General features: G+C 35.9%; 12 protein-coding genes and 1 riboswitch. Of the genes, 2 read left to right on the top strand and 10 right to left on the bottom strand.

Annotated elements, in window-relative coordinates:
* Nucleotides 1–33: 33 nt before the first annotated feature.
* From cydB to WJM97_RS21780, 8 genes are all read right to left on the bottom strand, one after another.
* On the bottom strand, nucleotides 34–1,047 hold the full coding sequence (gene cydB / locus WJM97_RS21815) for a cytochrome d ubiquinol oxidase subunit II (protein WP_353930855.1): 1,014 nt from the start codon (nucleotides 1,045–1,047) through the stop codon (nucleotides 34–36).
* A 26-nt stretch (nucleotides 1,048–1,073) separates the two neighbouring features.
* Nucleotides 1,074–2,510: a cytochrome ubiquinol oxidase subunit I gene (locus tag WJM97_RS21810; protein WP_353930854.1), complete on the bottom strand. Its 1,437-nt coding sequence runs from the start codon at nucleotides 2,508–2,510 to the stop codon at nucleotides 1,074–1,076.
* Nucleotides 2,511–2,634: 124 nt separating this feature from the next.
* Nucleotides 2,635–3,456 carry an ABC transporter ATP-binding protein gene (locus tag WJM97_RS21805; RefSeq protein WP_353930853.1) on the bottom strand — a complete coding sequence of 274 codons (822 nt, stop codon included), beginning with the start codon at nucleotides 3,454–3,456 and terminating at the stop codon, nucleotides 2,635–2,637.
* Nucleotides 3,431–4,243: a cobalt ECF transporter T component CbiQ gene (gene cbiQ / locus WJM97_RS21800; RefSeq protein ID WP_353930852.1), complete on the bottom strand. Its 813-nt coding sequence runs from the start codon at nucleotides 4,241–4,243 to the stop codon at nucleotides 3,431–3,433. The genes WJM97_RS21805 and cbiQ overlap by 26 nt, the downstream gene beginning before the upstream one ends.
* Nucleotides 4,240–4,536: an energy-coupling factor ABC transporter substrate-binding protein gene (locus WJM97_RS21795; protein ID WP_353930851.1), complete on the bottom strand. Its 297-nt coding sequence runs from the start codon at nucleotides 4,534–4,536 to the stop codon at nucleotides 4,240–4,242. Before WJM97_RS21795 ends, cbiQ begins: the two co-directional genes overlap by 4 nt.
* Entirely contained in the window at nucleotides 4,523–5,263 is a 741-nt protein-coding gene (locus tag WJM97_RS21790) for an energy-coupling factor ABC transporter permease (RefSeq protein WP_353933237.1), read from the bottom strand. The genes WJM97_RS21795 and WJM97_RS21790 overlap by 14 nt, the downstream gene beginning before the upstream one ends.
* Before the next feature lie 64 nt (nucleotides 5,264–5,327).
* Nucleotides 5,328–5,468, bottom strand: a riboswitch (cobalamin riboswitch).
* Between the two features lie 64 nt (nucleotides 5,469–5,532).
* Nucleotides 5,533–6,921, bottom strand: a complete 1,389-nt coding sequence (locus tag WJM97_RS21785) for a 1-acyl-sn-glycerol-3-phosphate acyltransferase (protein ID WP_353933236.1) — start codon at nucleotides 6,919–6,921, stop codon at nucleotides 5,533–5,535.
* A gap of 272 nt (nucleotides 6,922–7,193) precedes the next feature.
* Nucleotides 7,194–8,465, bottom strand: a complete 1,272-nt coding sequence (locus WJM97_RS21780) for a VCBS repeat-containing protein (protein ID WP_353930850.1) — start codon at nucleotides 8,463–8,465, stop codon at nucleotides 7,194–7,196.
* 384 nt (nucleotides 8,466–8,849) lie between these two features.
* Here WJM97_RS21780 and WJM97_RS21775 point away from each other — a divergent pair, with 384 nt between their 5' ends.
* Together WJM97_RS21775 and WJM97_RS21770 are read left to right on the top strand one after the other, a co-directional pair.
* The gene (locus WJM97_RS21775; RefSeq protein ID WP_353930849.1) at nucleotides 8,850–10,157 is read left to right on the top strand and encodes an aminopeptidase P N-terminal domain-containing protein; all 1,308 of its coding nucleotides are present in this window, start codon (nucleotides 8,850–8,852) and stop codon (nucleotides 10,155–10,157) included.
* Between the two features lie 474 nt (nucleotides 10,158–10,631).
* On the top strand, nucleotides 10,632–11,852 hold the full coding sequence (locus WJM97_RS21770) for a formylglycine-generating enzyme family protein (RefSeq protein WP_353930848.1): 1,221 nt from the start codon (nucleotides 10,632–10,634) through the stop codon (nucleotides 11,850–11,852).
* A gap of 20 nt (nucleotides 11,853–11,872) precedes the next feature.
* Here the strand turns inward: WJM97_RS21770 and WJM97_RS21765 are convergent, their stop codons facing one another.
* Together WJM97_RS21765 and WJM97_RS21760 are read right to left on the bottom strand one after the other, a co-directional pair.
* On the bottom strand, nucleotides 11,873–15,244 hold the full coding sequence (locus tag WJM97_RS21765; protein ID WP_353930847.1) for an AAA domain-containing protein: 3,372 nt from the start codon (nucleotides 15,242–15,244) through the stop codon (nucleotides 11,873–11,875).
* A 120-nt stretch (nucleotides 15,245–15,364) separates the two neighbouring features.
* Nucleotides 15,365–16,339 carry a caspase family protein gene (locus tag WJM97_RS21760; protein WP_353930846.1) on the bottom strand — a complete coding sequence of 325 codons (975 nt, stop codon included), beginning with the start codon at nucleotides 16,337–16,339 and terminating at the stop codon, nucleotides 15,365–15,367.
* Between the last annotated feature and the right edge of the window lie 43 nt (nucleotides 16,340–16,382).

The following is a 16,382-nucleotide window of genomic DNA, read 5'->3' as shown; positions in this document are numbered from 1 at the left end:
GTTTTGTGCGACTCTCTATTGCTAATTCGTTATTTATTCTCCCTCTTCCATTGTTATCACCTTACCCCTAAACACAAAGTAATTGTAGATGTTGTAAAACAACATAATCGGAATTAAAACCCCAATAAAGGTAATCATGAATACCATTGCACTAGGGGAAGATGCCGCTTGATAAATGGTGATGGTGGGGGGAATAATGTAAGGGAAGGCAATAAATCCTAAGCCAAGAAACGTGAGTAGAAATACCAAGGCTGTATAAACAAATGCAGCCACTTCCTGTTTACGATTCAGGCTTTGTAACAACAACCAAATCAACAACATACCCAAAATGGGAATTAGTGCAAAAATATAAACCTCTGGTTGATGAAATAATCTAGCTCTGGCATTTTCATAAACAATTGGTGTAGTAATTGTAATTAGAATCGCACCAATTAAAGTAGTCCAAGCTGCTAATTTAGCAGTTTTAAAATGAGTTTCTTGTAATTTACCTCCGGTTTTCAAAATTAGGTAGGTTGAACCAATCAATACATAACCTTGTACCAGCGTTAATGCTGTTAATAATGATTGCCAACTTAACCAGTCCCACATCCCACCAATAAAATGTCCGGCTGGATCAACTTTAATTCCTGCTAATACACCACCTAAAGCAAATCCTTGAAATAAAGAAGCGATAAAACTACCAATTCCAAAGGCGAAATTCCAGAACTTTTTGTTATCAGAATGTTCCCGAAATTCAAAGGCTACAGCCCTGAGAATTAACCCTACAACCATCACCATTAATGGTAAATAAAGGGCGTTTAAAATTGTGCCATAGGCAAGGGGAAAAGCACCAAATAATGCTCCTGCCATTAATACTAACCAAGTTTCATTAGCATCCCAAACGTTACCTAAACTGGTCATTAATAAGCTGCGGCGTTGTTCATCGGAGGATGTTAGGGAAAGGATACCAACCCCTAAATCAAACCCATCTAAAAGGACATACAGAAAGAGAAATAAACCGAGAATTACAAACCAAACTTGTGGTAAAAAGTGTAATAAAGCATCCATGTAAGTTTTTCCTATTCTTCCTATTTTTATGTTTCTAACGGACGACTATCGGGAATATGACTGACAGATTCAGTAGCAATTACTGTGCTGATATCACTGCCTGGAATTGGTAAATTTAAATCTGGCCCTTTGCGAATAATTTTGCTACCAAAATACATGGCAGAGACAAACAAAACACTGTAAAGTACGGTGATGACTGTGAGGGAAAATAACACTTCACCTGGTGGTAAATGGGAAGCTGCATCTGTGGTGCGAATTTGTCCGTAAACTGTCCAAGGTTGTCTACCTACACAGCGAACAATCCAACCTGATTCTATGGCTAAATAACCTAAAGGTGCTGACAAAACCCAAGTTCTTAATAACCATTTTTGTTGATGAATATTTTCAGCTTTGAGTTTACCTCTCAACCATTGCAATGTAGTCCAAAGCATTAAACCAACTAGGAAAAACCCAATCCCTGCCATAATGCGGAAAGAATAGAATATTAAACCTACCATTGGAGGGCGGTTTTCTGGTTGCCATTCTTTGAGTCCTAAAACTGGTTCAGATAGCTTAGATTTGAATTCTAAAATGTATCCTAAACCCTGGGGAATAGCGATTTCTAAATCATTTTTTTCGGCTTTTTCATTGGGAATAGCGATGATATTCCATTTGGCTGATTCTCCTGCGGGGACTGTTTCCCATTGCGCTTCTATTGCTGCTAATTTTGTGGGTTGATATTTATAAACTTGGTCGCCACTCGCATGACCAATTAATACTTGTGCAGGGGCAATAAAAATGGCGATTGCTAAAATTATTTTCAATGATTTACTAAAAAACTCTTGATGGCGATTGTTAAGAATATACCAGGCACTAATAGCACCAATTACAAACAATGAAGTTTCCAATGTTGCCAAGAACATATGTAGGAAACTATTCACCATGAAGGGATTTAAAATTGCCTGGAAATAGTCACTAACAACGAATTTACCATCTACCATTTCTCCACCGCTAGGAGTCTGAAACCAGGAATTGGCCACTAAAATCCAAAATGTGGAAAGGTTCGCACCAAAAGCTACACAAATAGTTGCTAAGTAGTGAATGACTGGGTTAACTCGCTCCCAACCAAACATCATAATTCCTAAAAAAGAAGCCTCTAGCATAAATGCCATAGAACCTTCAAAACCAAGAATACTACCTAAAAAATCCCCTACAGATTCTGATAATGGGGCCCAGTTTGTACCAAATTGAAAACCCATTGGTAAACCTGATGCAACCCCAATCCCAAAGTTGAGTAAATATAGTTTTGACCAAAACCGGGCATGATGATAATAGGTGGGATTTTTGGTTTTTAACCACAGTCCTTCGACAACTATTAAGTAAATTGACATTCCTGTAGTCAGAACAGGCCAAATCATGTGAAAAATTGCTGTAAATGCAAATTGAATCCTTGATAATGCTACGGTATTTGATAAAATATCCATTGTTTTGCCGGAATTTACGCCAGATTGCTAAGTACATATTTATGTGTATATGATATACAGTCATATTTACTTGTACTGTGATAATTCCATAAGTTTTAAGATTTGTAATCACTAGATATTGATTTTAGCTATCTTTTAATATCCGTTGCCTGACTCTCTCTATAATTATCTCCTCTTCAGGAGATAGTCCATCAAATAACATTTCATATATTAATGGTACACCTAATTCTAACTCTTCTAAAAGTGTCTGCTGGCAAAATACATCTTCTGGTGTTCCCTCTAGCATCAATTGTCCTTTATCCATGACAAAAACCCAATCTGCCCAACGATAGACTAAATCTAAATCATGGGTAGCCATTAATAAAGTATTGCCGTCTTGATGAATTTGTTTGAGTGTTTTCATCAAGTTTCTAGTGTGTTTTACATCTAAATATGCGGTTGGTTCATCTAATATTAAAAGCTGCGGTTTTAGTACCATAACATCAGCTATAGAAACTCGCTTTTTCTGTCCTAAACTAAGATGATGTACAGGTTTGTCTGCTAACTTGGTAAGTCCAAATTCAATTAATACTTGTTCTACTCGGTATTTAATTTCTGCTGTTGGTAAACCTAAATTACATAAACCATAGGAAATATCTTCTTCAACGGTAGAAGCTACTATTTGTTGTTCTGGATCTTGAAATACTAAACCGACTTTTTGACGGATTTTACTGAGGTCTTGACGATTATAAATTAATGGTTTACCACACCAACTAACAATGCCAGAATTAGGTTTATATAAACCATTTGCTAATAAAAAAAGTGTGGTTTTACCACAACCATTTTGACCAATTAATGCACATTTTTTCCCGGCAGGAATCTTGATACTTAAACCATTTAAAGTAGATTGTTGTGAACCTGGATAGGTGTAATATACTTGCTCAAATTCGAGTAAATATTCCTGCATTTTGGCAAATTTCTAATCCTATTAATAATACACAGCCACAAGTTGCTTCAATTATATAACGTGGAGATGGACGATAACGGCGGGGATGCCAAACTCGAAGTTCACCGGCAAAACCTCGCGCTTTTAATCCTAAAGAAAATTGACTATATTGTTGTAGAGTTCGCTGTAATAATTTTCCAATTAATAAGGCTAAACTTTTCATGCTAGTATGCCAATTACGGTAGCCACCACGAGAATTTTGTGCTGTCCATAATTCATCTGCTGTTTTTAGCAAAATGAAGATAAACCGATACATTAGTAATAATAAATCGGTTAACAGCACTGGAAATTTCCAATCTCGCAGGGTTTGTAATATCTCTGTGAAAGGAACGGTAAACATGAGAAAATATAAGCAGGAAACAGAAGCTAAGGCTCTAGTTAAAATTTCCCATGCTTGAATGCTGCCACTATAACTGATGTAAATATAGAAGTTGCCAAAATTAAACCCATACAATGAGTCTAATTGTGCAGTTTGCAAATTAGCAATTGATACTCCATTTATCATCAGTGCTGGTAAACTTGTTAAACAGAAAATTAGGGTGAATAGTAATAACCGCAAATAAATACCAGCCGGAATTCTGGCGTAAATTAAGATCCAAATTCCTATCCAAAGTGCTGTACAAATTTGCACTAAGGGATGGGTAAATAGGGAAATAGTCAAGGTTGTCAAGGCAAAAATTATTTTATGTTCCGGCGGTAATCCTCGCAGTTGATTTGTATAAGCTAAAGTATCTAATTTTAAACTCATTCTTTAGGTTGTTGGGAACGTCCTTTATATAAACCAATTGCGTAACCAACTACTCCCGCACCGACAGCAGCTTGAGAAGCAAATAATAGACTTTCTACTTCTTTACTAGCTGGTGTCATAATTGATGTAAACCAGGGTTTATATTCAGGTTGTATTTCATTAATAACTGTTTCTGCTTCGCCGTCTGCACCACCAAATTCTGCACCACGGACAAATATTAAAGGTGCGATTGCTAAACCTAACACTGCTAAGATTAAAAACCAGTTATTCAAGCTTTTACTAGATTGATTCATTGCTGTGATTTCTTCCCTTGATTAATTGCAACAGTTCCAATTCTTGAGGATTATAAGATTGTAGCCAGTTCCATACTAATACAGTTAATAATCCTTCACTGATTGCTAAGGGTATTTGAGTAACAGCAAAAATTGCCGCGAATTTTGTAAATGAAGCGATAAATCCACCCACCGGTGCAGGAAAAGCCAAGGCGAGTTGGATAGAAGTGATAACGTAGGTGAGTAAATTTGCTAAAGCTGCGGCTAAGAATATGGCAGTTTTTTGTTTACCACTTGCACCCATGATGAGATTATAAATCCAATAAGCTGCAAAGGGTCCGGCGATCGCCATTGAAAAAGCATTTGCTCCCAAAGTCGTCAAACCACCATGTGCCAATAATAAAGCCTGAAATAACAATACCAAGCTACCTAAAACTGTCATTGTCAGCGGTCCAAACAGTACCGCACCTAAACCTGTGCCGGTGGGATGAGAACAACTACCAGTCACGGAAGGAATTTTTAACGCTGACAGCACAAAAGCAAAAGCACCGGCTAATCCCAACAACAGTTTCAACTCTGGGTTAGCTTTGGTAATACGATTCAGACGTAGCAATCCTAAAACAAAAAATGGTAACGCTACAACCCACCAAAAAATTGCCCATTCTATCGGTAAAAAACCTTCCATAATGTGCATAGCATAGGCGGGTTTGGGGAAACCAACTACTAAGTAAAAACTAACAACAGCCATGAGGATTAGACTAACTAACCCCTGTTTTTTTCTAGACAAAATCTGTACCTCGCAGATATATGTATATAAACGTCCTTTTTTCGGCGGGCATCCTGACTTACCATATTGTGGCTTACAGTTGCGGGACAGCGCCGGATTTGCACCAGACTTTCCCCCTCACGTCCAATGGCTGCTCCCCATTAGAACCGATGCTGGTAACTATATCACTATTCTTCTTGTATCTGAAAGATTTATGAATAGCTAACAGGTGATAGAGTTAAAAATCTTGACTAAACAACTAACTTTTCTAACACCTGCTGCAAGTCACTGGTTAAGTCTGTTACCGCTTTTCTAGCAGCTACCCGATTAGTTTTATAACTAGGATAACGTTCAGAAACAGAAATAGGTTCACCCACAGTAATTTTCGCTTTTTGTTTACCTAATTCGGGACGTTTTGCCGGATAAGAACCCTTAATTTTATTCACCATATCCCATAACAATAAAGTCATTTCTGCGAATCTTTCTACGGTGGGTCTTGCCTGGATATACGTACCAGAAACAGCCACAAAACTCTCTACTAATCTCATATGCCACATCCGAAAATAAGCTTCCTCCGCAATTCTATCTCCTAGATGTTTTTCAATCATTGAAATTGATTTAATTTCCTTGAAATCTTCCCTAAAAATATAATTCCATCCCGCTTGTTCTACTCTTCTACATCTATCATTCCAATTACCTCTAGATGATAAATCAAAATATTGTTCAGCAATGAATAAGGCAATATTCATTACAGATTGTAAGCGATAGGCTAAGGCTTCATTTCTATCACTTATTTCACCATTGGTAATTTTTTTATCTGGTAAAGTCTGGTGATAGAATTTTGTATAAAACTGCTCCATTATAGATAACAAATTTTCAGCTAAACTCAATAACCGTGAATATAATACTTCAAAAGAATTTGGATTATTTGTTGATGCAATATTTAACCCACTAGCAGTTTCTAACTCAGTTAATAAATTAGAAATTTCCGCCCAAGGTTCATTTATATAACTATATTTAATACCGATGGGGAGAATAAAAACCTGCTCTTTTCTCCCAGCTTTTTGTAAATCTTCCGCACACCAAAAACCCATTTGGGCAATGCCAGGTTCTAGAGGACTAATAATTTCTGATAAACCATTTGTAGCACCTTCTGGCGCAGCAGCCATAGGAAATTTACCATTAATATATAAATCCCGTGCAGAACGTAAACCAGTCCAGTCAGCTTTACCCCTTTGAATAGGAGTTGCACCTAAATTTGCTGCTAACCAACCAATATGTTTACCTGCCCATAAAGGAATACCCCGATCATAGATAAAATGGGTATGAATGGGATATTCTAAATTTATATTTTGCTGTTGAGCTAGTTTAGGTAAAAGTTGAGAAAATAAATAAGTTAAACAAAATGGATCATCTATTTTGGGATGACGAAAAGCCAGCATAAAGCGAATTTTACGATCTTGAAATTGATGATAAAGATTTGCTAATATTTCTACATTTTCCGCTTCAATTGTGTTAATAGAAGTTTTCCATTGTAACCAGGCTGGTAATAGTAGATGCACAAATTTTAACAACAACGGGTTAAAAGCTGGGGGAATGAATTCTAGGGGTGGTTGCGCTTGATACATAAAAAAGGAGATCGAGAAGTTCTAGGAGTTTTCAGAGTTAGGCGGATTGTTTGTTTAAATTTAACACCGCATCGCTAAACCCGCATAAAATTTTAGGGCTTAATGATAGTGTCAGTAAGCCCTAAATAATTTAAACTGTACTATTACCCTATTAGCTTACCCCGTAAAAAAACGATCGCCTTACTTTGACATTAAATCAAAAGTGCGATCGCTGTTTATGTTTATTTATTCCGGGTAAGATTCAATATTTCAGCTAATGGATATACCAATTACCCATTACCAATTTAAGCTGTGTACCATTCTGGAGTGAGTTTATCTTCTTCAGCTATGAGATTTTCAGTTGCTAAAGTTCCATCCATATTCCAGATTTTATCTGCACCTGTTTGTTGATCTCTCCAGTAAACATCGGTCTTTCCATCACCGTTATAATCACCAAGAGATGCTGTATAACCAGGACTATTGCTGGGTAGGAAGGCTTCAGAACTGATGCTTGTACCATCCATTAACCAAGCTGTATTTTCACCAGTTGTCGCATTGTGCCAGAAGATATCGGTTTTACCGTCAGAGTTAAAATCACCAATGTTAGCTGTCCAATCTAAGCCTAGTGTATTTACTACACCTTCGGTAACAAATACGCCACTCATTGTCCAGATTTTGTTTTCACCGGTGGAGGTGTTACGCCATAATAAATCGGTTCTGAAATCGCCGTTAAAATCACCCAGGGTAGCAACCCAAGAAGCATCTTGAGATTGTAAATCATATGTGGTAGCGTTGCTACCATCCATAAACCAAGCGCTGTTTTCACCGGTGGTATTATTACGCCAGAAAATGTCACTCTTACCGTTACCATCAAAGTCAACAATGGTTGCAGTTAAGGCTAAATCCGTGGTTTCTAGACGGGTAGCATTAGTAACTGTAGTACCATTCATTTCCCAAATGGCATTTTCACCAGTTTGATTATTACGCCAGAAAATATCGGTTTTGCGATCGCCATTAAAATCGCCAATTTGAGCATTCCAACCTGGATCAACTCGATCTAAAGCCACAAAATTAGCAACTCTTGTTCCATCCATTAAGACAACAAGATTCTCACCAGTTTGTTGATTTCTTAACAAGAAATCTGTCTTATTATCACTGTTAAAATCAGCTATTTTATAATCCCAGGTTGTTAAGTCATATTGACCTAAAGAAGCCTGTTCAATGACTCTTGTACCGTCCATGAGGCGAACTAAAATTTCACCAGTTTGGACATTTACCCACATTTTATCTGTTTTACCATCGCCATTAAAATCTGGAACAACTGCTGCGCTGGTTAAGTAAGGATTGGGATTAGGATTATTACTGCCTACAGGTGGTAAAGTTGGAAATTCTAATGATGGTGAGATTGGGAATACTAATGGGTTATCTTCCAATGATCCAGGTGCGGAACTGCCAGGAAGTGAATTATCAAGAGATGTTGTCAAACCTGCGGATTTTTCAAGAGAAAGTAAACCTGCATTTTTTAGTTCTGCTTGTTCTAATCCTGATGCTGAACGACTGTTGTTATTAGTAGGCATAGTCAGTTTTTATGGGTAATTAATATTAAGTTTTAAGGGATTAAAAATAAAGATTCTGTAAATTACAAACATTTGCCAAATTTATTCTAGTCAATGTCACTATTTCCAGATATTTTATTGATGTCTTTGATAACTATTTTGAAAAACTAAAAGTTATCTGTGAGCAATCAAAAATAATTTTATTTTTTGTTTATCCATGTCAGAATTTAATTATTAAATCCTAATTTGTTGACAATCACATTTTTGGGAAATGACAACTGATAATTCAGATAAATTCAAAATTGGCTAAAATGATCAAGATTAGCAATTACAAATACACAAACTTATGTATTTATGTTATTGCTAAAGTTAAAACAATACTATAATTTTCCAGGTCAATCAGCTATGCAATCAGAATATCGGCAACGTCGTGAGCAGTTAATGGCAAAAATAGGCAGTGGTACAGCGATTTTTCGTAGCGCACCTACAGCAGTGATGCACAACGATGTTGAGTATATTTATCGTCAAGATAGTAGTTTTTATTACTTAACTGGTTTTAATGAAGCGTCAGCGGTAGCGGTGTTAGCACCCCATCATGAAGAACATCGGTTTATTTTGTTTGTCCAACCCAAGGATAGGGAAAAAGAAGTGTGGAGTGGTTATCGCTGCGGGGTGGATGCTGCAAAGGAAATTTATGGTGCTGATGAAGCTTACCCTATTGCAGAGTTAGAGGAGAAGTTACCGCAATATTTAGAAAAAGCAGACCGGATATATTATCATATCGGACGCGATCGCCATTTTAATGATATCGTTATCAAACATTACCAAAGGTTACTGCGTACCTATCCCAAACGGGGAATCGGCCCGACAGCAATAGAAGATCCCAGCACAGTTTTACATAGTTTGAGATTACATAAAAGTAATGCTGAATTAGACTTAATGCGAAAAGCGGCTGATATTGCAGTGGAAGCACATAACCACGCTTTAAATATTACCAAACCCGGACGTTTTGAATATGAAATACAAGCAGAAATAGAACATCTTTTCCGTTTGCGGGGTGGAATGGGGCCTGCTTATCCTTCTATTGTTGCTGCGGGGAGAAATGCTTGCGTTTTGCACTACATCGAAAATAATTGTCAGATGCAAGAAAAGGACTTGTTATTAATTGATGCTGGTTGTGCTTACGGTTATTACAATTCTGATATTACCAGAACATTTCCGGTGAGTGGGAAATTTACAGGGGAACAAAAAGCATTATATGAAATTGTTTTAGAAGCACAAAAACAAGCGATATCAGAAGTAAAACCCGGAAATGCTTTTGATGCACCCCATAAAAAAGCTGTGGGGATTTTAACAGAAGGTTTAGTAGAATTGGGTTTATTGAAAGGGGAAATTGACAAATTAATAGAAGAGGAAAAATATAAACCATTTTATATGCACGGTACTAGTCATTGGTTAGGATTAGATGTTCATGATGTGGGAATTTATAAACATGGAGAAAACCCGCAACTTTTACAACCAGGACAGGTTTTGACTATAGAACCGGGATTATATATTGTACCTGATACCCAACCCGCAGAAGATCAACCAGCAATAGATCCGCGTTGGGTGGGAATTGGGATTAGAATTGAGGATGATGTGTTAGTTACCCCAGGGGGAAATGAGGTTTTAACTGCGGGAGTTCCTAAAGAAATTGAGGATGTAGAAAGATAACTTGTAAATAATTTGTAGGGTGCGTTAGAGAAACATAACGCACCGATAATATCGCCTGAGAATGAATTCCCAGTCTCATAATAAAAGTCATTTAAAGATGACTAAACAACAGAAAATTTTTAAAATTTGGTAGGGGTTTAGCACTGCTAAACCCTTAATTATTGAGCCAATACCTTTATTTAAATCACAACCTCTATGACTTCAAGCATAAGTTTGCCGCCCTTTCAACCATAACCTTGCCGCAATTTAAAATTTAAAGCATAAGCTTGCCGAAATTTGAAGGTGTTGGATAAAGGCAATACTGTCAAAGGTAATCGCACTGCTAAGAGTATATTGTGCCGATTATACAACAGTGGTTAATATCTTGTATTCTAAGTTATGGGACTGGTGGTGTTACGAATCACAAGATCAAAAGTCTCCTCACTAATGAGAAATCCAGCTTTCAGCAAGTATGCCAGATGAGCAACAGCAGCAATGGGAGAATCAGAATCTAAAACGGATCAGCAAAAAAACTTTCATTATTCTGTAGCTCAAACAGATAGTCATACATATATTGAAGGGACTCCTGCACCTGATGAGTTAGTCAAGATATGCGATCGCATTCCTGAAGGTAATGTAGATCAAAAGGATATTATCCTACAGAAGAAATCTCTTGTAACAGCTAATAGTCAATATCCTGTACAACAGTCAGCGAATTCTATTATTAATGTAAATGAAATAGGTAAATTTCATAATGGCGATTATATTAATAATATTAGTATTATTAATATTATAACCATTCATCAAGACCAAGTTAGAGACGAAAAAATAAGTGAAAAAGTTTTAGATCCAACTAATTCACAAAAACAACTAAGTCTAACACTTCCAGAGCTTAATAGTTTTGAATTTGAAGTAGTCAATTTAGATGATCAAGGACGAGAAACAAAGCGAGAACGCAAACAAGCACAGTATTTTCCAGAAGATTTAGGAAATGGTATTTTACTGGAAATGGTTTCTATTCAAGCAGGGCGTTTTCAAATGGGTGCATCACGAGAGGAAGATGGATCACCAGAAGATGAACGTCCTCAACATTTAGTTAATATAAAACCCTTCTTTATGGGTAGATATCCCATTACTCAAGCGCAGTGGAAGGCTATTGCAAACCTACCAAAAATAAATCGCCACCTCAACCCTGAACCATCCTATTTTAAGGGAGATAATTTACCTGTAGAGAGAGTTTCTTGGTACGAAGCACAAGAATTTTGCGCTCGAATTTCACAAAAAACAGGACGAATTTACCGTTTACCAAGTGAAGCTGAATGGGAATATGCTTGTCGTGCGAGAACTTCAACGCCATTCTATTTTGGTAAAATAATCACAACTAATTTAGCCAATTATTGCTGTGAAAATGAAAATATTAATAGCATTAATCACCAATGTACAACACAAGTTGGTAAATTTCCAGCTAATGAATTTGGGTTATATGATATACACGGTAATGTCTGGGAGTGGTGTGCTGATTATGAACATGATGATTATCAAGGCGCACCCTCAGATGGTAGTGCATGGGTAGATGATGGTGAGGAATATCGTATTTTGCGTGGTGGTTCTTGGGTTTCTCGTTCAAATTTATGTCGTTCTGCCTCTCGCTTTTCCGACAGTGAAACATCTAAAGACAAAGAATTTGGTTTTCGGGTTGTTTGTGATTTGATTTAAACCGATTTAAAACACTGTAATTATTGTGTAATTAGTTGATAAATTCCTGCTTTTACATTCTCAATAGAGGATAATTCGGAGAATTTTATACTTGTATCTCGGCGAATTTGAGGCTTAATATCTAATGATGACGATTTAATGCACTTATTTCTATAAGGATGAGAAAGCCAATTCCAACTTCCTATAACGGCAAACTTGGTATCGCAAATCAAAATCCTTTCATTCGTTCCTCTACTTTCTGTATATTTTCCTTCACCTAAACGATGTAATTGTGAACCTGAATATTGAGATATTAGATATCTCAAATTATTCTCAGTTTTGGCATCGTTATCATCATTTTCTTCGTTGCCTTTATGTCCATAAATTACTGTTAATTTCACTCCTCTTTCTAAAACTGAAACAACATTATTAACAAATAGCTTTGATTCAGTTCCTCGAATCCAAGGAGTGACAATGATTAATTCTTCTTGTGCCTGCTCTATAGCTTCTTTGAAGACTTTTAAATGATCACAGTCATAAACTGGAATAGTTCCTGGCTCAATTTCAGGAATTTCTGCTTCTGATTTATATTCTAAGACATCTCCATTTTCTCGAATGTGTTGCACAAGCTGACGAGTCAGATTACCTTTTTCGAGTCTATAAAGATTACCAACCAAAATAAATAGTTCTTTGGCTCTTGATACAGCAACATTCAAAAGATTTGGACGTTTGTTGATCCAGGAAATATTATCTTGTGGTCGGCAAACTTTTGTAGATAGTATAATAACTTTCTTTTCAGAACCTTGAAAAGTATGAATTGTACCAACATACTCTTTCTTAAATTGAGGAAATTTTTTGCGTATAGCTTCTTTGAGAGCATTGGCTTGAGCGCGAAATGCTGATATGACACCGATATCTTCTAATGAATAACCTTGTTTCTGTAAATGCTCAATTATCTCACATACAGCACTTACTTCTTCTTGATTAACATTATTGACAATATTACCATCAACATCGTAAGCAATTAAGTGTGAGTCTAATAAAGAATTTACTGGTGCTGTTTTTATTTCCAAACCGTAGTTAGCAATTTGATTACAAAATTGAATAATACTAGGTTGACAACGGAAATGTTCCTTCAAAATAATTCCTTGTCCATTATCTTCACCTTCTCCACTTGCACCAGCAGCACGATGATAGGTGGTAGCACTATATTCTTCTTCTGGACTAAAACGATGGTAATCTTTATCAGTCAATCCTCTGTTAATAAATGCTGTTTGACGATAACTTTCACGTCTCTGGTCACTGAGATTAATAATTGGCTCAATTTGTAGAGGATCTCCAACAATAATAGCTTTGTGCGATCGCACCAATAAAGGAAAAGCTTTATGTTGGTCAATCATTCCTGCTTCGTCTATAATCGTGCGGTCAACACATTCCTCAATCCACGGAATCATTTTGCGGATGGAAAGCAATGTACAGGTGATTACTGGGAAAAATAAGCTGAGATTTTTTATATGTTTATCTAAATTTTTGGCTATCTCAGATTTAGGTTTATAGTTGTATTTTTCTGAAAGAAGAGTAGAATAAAGTTCTAAAGTTTGTTTGATATTGTGTTTGTTGTAGAGTGCTTGCTGAATCAAAAATTCATAAGATAGCTTAAATAACTCTTGTTGCTTGTCATGGAGTTTCTGATGAAAGGAGGCATAAAAATCATCTAGTGGATTTGCCAACCTAATTTCTAGTAACTGTAATTCCCTATGAACATCATCCTTCTGCTTATTGGTATTGTCTCTATCGTTATACTTTTCTGCTAATCTTTGTTGCAAACTTTTTAACTCATTTGCCTTATCTATTATTTTTATAACTAGGGTTGCTTGTTGAATTATATCAAGACGACTTGTAGGTGGTTTGATTGGAAAAATAGTTGCAGATGTTTGTAATATAGCTGATTGACAAACTGAATTTAGGTGATGTATGATTTTTTCTTCTGTGTTACCAGTTAGCCAATACAAAAGGCGAAACAACCAATTTCGCTTTCTTTGTGACAATTTCAATAGTTGTGATTCAGCTTGATCAAAATGTTTATTGATAAAACTATAAGATTGTATTGGTAACTGATTATAATCTGCTAAATCTCTAGCTCGTTGCTGTAAAGGAATTAAATCGGCGACAATTTCATCTAAATGATGTTGCAAGGTTTGAAATTTATCTAACAGATGTTTATGTCGTTCTGTATCTAAATGTCGTTGATGACTTAACTCCAAATATCTAGATTCTTCTGCTAATAATTCATCTTTAATTTGTGTAATTTTTTGTTTTAGTGAATGATTTAATTCTTCATCGAAATCATTTGTTTGTAAAAAATTGATTGCTTTTTGTAATTGTATAATAGCTCCATTAGGCGATTCTATATTATCTTTACTACCTCCTTTGAGATAAAATAAGTTACCTTGAAAAAATTCATCTAGTTTTTCAATTACATTATCAACTGCTTTCTTATTAGCACTGCTAACTACTGTTAAATTATTAATGTCTTTACCAGTTTCAATTAGATTGAGTGCGCGTTTAACTACCTGTTGAGCAATAACATGAAGAATGAGAGTAGTTTTACCAGAACCAGGTGGACCTTGTACTGCTGTTATAGGTTCACTTTGGGCGTGTTTCAGTGCTGTTGATTGTGAATTAGTGGGTGGCTTATTTGTTGGGAAAGCTCCCATATACATAACTTCTTCTTTTGCTGGCTTAGGCTCACCAAATAAATATTCAAATGCCGGATGTCCTGTTGACCAATTTTTCGCACCTGATTTGATCTCTTTCAAGTCTTGCCGGAGATTATAATGATATGGCAATCCTGTAAACTCGAATAAATAGGGTTGACGTTGAATTGTTTCACGATAGCGTGGAGGTATATTAACTCTCTCCATCCAATTCTGATAGCTATCAAATGTTAATTCAAAAGTTGTTTCTAGAAACCTTCTAAGGCCATCTTTAGTAATTAATTTTTCGCGCTGTTCATCATCCATTCTCAGATACGTGGCTAGATTATCTCCAGCTTCTGTGAGTGTCAAGCTATCTAAATTCCATCCCTGTTCTTGATAATCTCCTTTGAGAATAGAAGTCAAATCTAAACTAAACAGAGGATACAAATAAGATTTTTTATTGTCTACATCTATAATTTGCGGAAAAGATAAAACCCAAACAGTTTCCTGTTTACCCTTTTGGACTTGCTTAACTTTCTGTTGCAGTTTTGAAAAAATATCCGCGTCAATTAACAGATTATCATTTACTAAATTGATACCACGCAGTTGAACTTTATCACTACTAGCTTCTTCTCTAGCTTTACTATAATCATCTAAATGAACATATTCTAACCATGCGTCAAGAATAGCATTTATCTTACTAACTCCGTTCAAAACTACCTCCACTTCTCTGTACTTGATTTATTGTTATATTTTGCCTTATTCAATATAAAAACCAAGGTATTTTACTAATAAATAAGTATTATTAATTCATCCTTGGTTTCAAATCAGAATTTAACTTTTATGAATTACATCACCAAAATGAAAACTATCAACGCTATCAAGATTGATAATTTTTTCTGCTTCCTGCTTACCTATGATTTGCCCAATTTTGTTAATAGTCTGTGTCGCTTCAGGCTTAACTTCTTCCCATCCTTTATCAGGTAAACCCTTACCACCTCGAAGCTTGGCAATTTTAAAATCTCCTTTTGTATCTAAATTAAAACAAGGAATTTGTTCTACGTTGTACAACTGAAGCGCAGTTTTGCTAACTGAGTTGTCAAGATGGTTCATTATATGGGAAACTTTAACATCTGTATCTCCTGGTTTGTTTCCCGCACCTTGCAAAGCTTCCAAAAAATGATAAGTATAAATACTAATTTTTTCATCTTTTATCCAAGATTTTTGCTCACCTTCAGAGGATGTAAAAATAGCCCATCCTTTGCTTTGTTTCCATTCATCAGTTACACCTTTGGATGGAGCAACTCGGATAAAATCATCAAATTCTTCATCAAGTTCTAAATCAGCATCTTTAGAATTTGTCATTCCTGCTGCATGACAACTATCAATAACGACAAACAAACGTTCAGCCTGTATTTGTCGCAAGACAGATGTGAAATCCTCAGCCGGTAATGCAGAACTAGCTAGTTTAGTAGGCTTTATATCATGTTGTAGGAAATAATAACGATTTGTTGTTTTATGTAACCAGCCATGTCCGGAATAGTAAACAAATACATTAGCATCAGGATCAGATTCTGCTTTTTCTTTTAACCAATTTAATCCATCTAAAATACCAGCTTTGGTTGCATCTTTGTCATTGAGTATCCGAATATGATCCTTGTCATCAGGATAAGCACACAATTCAGGATCAATTAATGCAGCGTAAATTGCCTGGGTATCTTTAACAGTTACAGGCAAAGACAATTTACTATAAGCAGATTCTCCAACACCTATTAGTAAGGCGTAACCGTGAATAAATTTCTCTGTCATGTCAATTTCTTCCTATGAGATAAAAAAATTAATTGCCAAGTAA

The organism is Okeanomitos corallinicola TIOX110 (assembly GCF_038050375.1).
Taxonomy (GTDB): Bacteria; Cyanobacteriota; Cyanobacteriia; order Cyanobacteriales; family Nostocaceae; genus Okeanomitos; species Okeanomitos corallinicola.
Note: the sequence above shows the minus strand (reverse complement) of the source record. Positions and strands in the feature narration are given on the sequence as shown.

What these genes read in the sequence shown, in the direction of transcription:
- WJM97_RS21775 (WP_353930849.1), top strand. Translation starts at nt 8,850, where the DNA reads ATGCAATCAGAATATCGGCAACGTCGTGAGCAGTTAATGGCAAAAATA.
- WJM97_RS21795 (WP_353930851.1), bottom strand. Translation starts at nt 4,536, where the DNA reads ATGAATCAATCTAGTAAAAGCTTGAATAACTGGTTTTTAATCTTAGCA.
- cbiQ (WP_353930852.1), bottom strand. Translation starts at nt 4,243, where the DNA reads ATGAGTTTAAAATTAGATACTTTAGCTTATACAAATCAACTGCGAGGA.
- WJM97_RS21805 (WP_353930853.1), bottom strand. Translation starts at nt 3,456, where the DNA reads ATGCAGGAATATTTACTCGAATTTGAGCAAGTATATTACACCTATCCA.
- WJM97_RS21780 (WP_353930850.1), bottom strand. Translation starts at nt 8,465, where the DNA reads ATGCCTACTAATAACAACAGTCGTTCAGCATCAGGATTAGAACAAGCA.
- WJM97_RS21810 (WP_353930854.1), bottom strand. Translation starts at nt 2,510, where the DNA reads ATGGATATTTTATCAAATACCGTAGCATTATCAAGGATTCAATTTGCA.
- WJM97_RS21770 (WP_353930848.1), top strand. Translation starts at nt 10,632, where the DNA reads ATGGGAGAATCAGAATCTAAAACGGATCAGCAAAAAAACTTTCATTAT.
- WJM97_RS21760 (WP_353930846.1), bottom strand. Translation starts at nt 16,339, where the DNA reads ATGACAGAGAAATTTATTCACGGTTACGCCTTACTAATAGGTGTTGGA.
- cydB (WP_353930855.1), bottom strand. Translation starts at nt 1,047, where the DNA reads ATGGATGCTTTATTACACTTTTTACCACAAGTTTGGTTTGTAATTCTC.
- WJM97_RS21790 (WP_353933237.1), bottom strand. Translation starts at nt 5,263, where the DNA reads ATGGCTGTTGTTAGTTTTTACTTAGTAGTTGGTTTCCCCAAACCCGCC.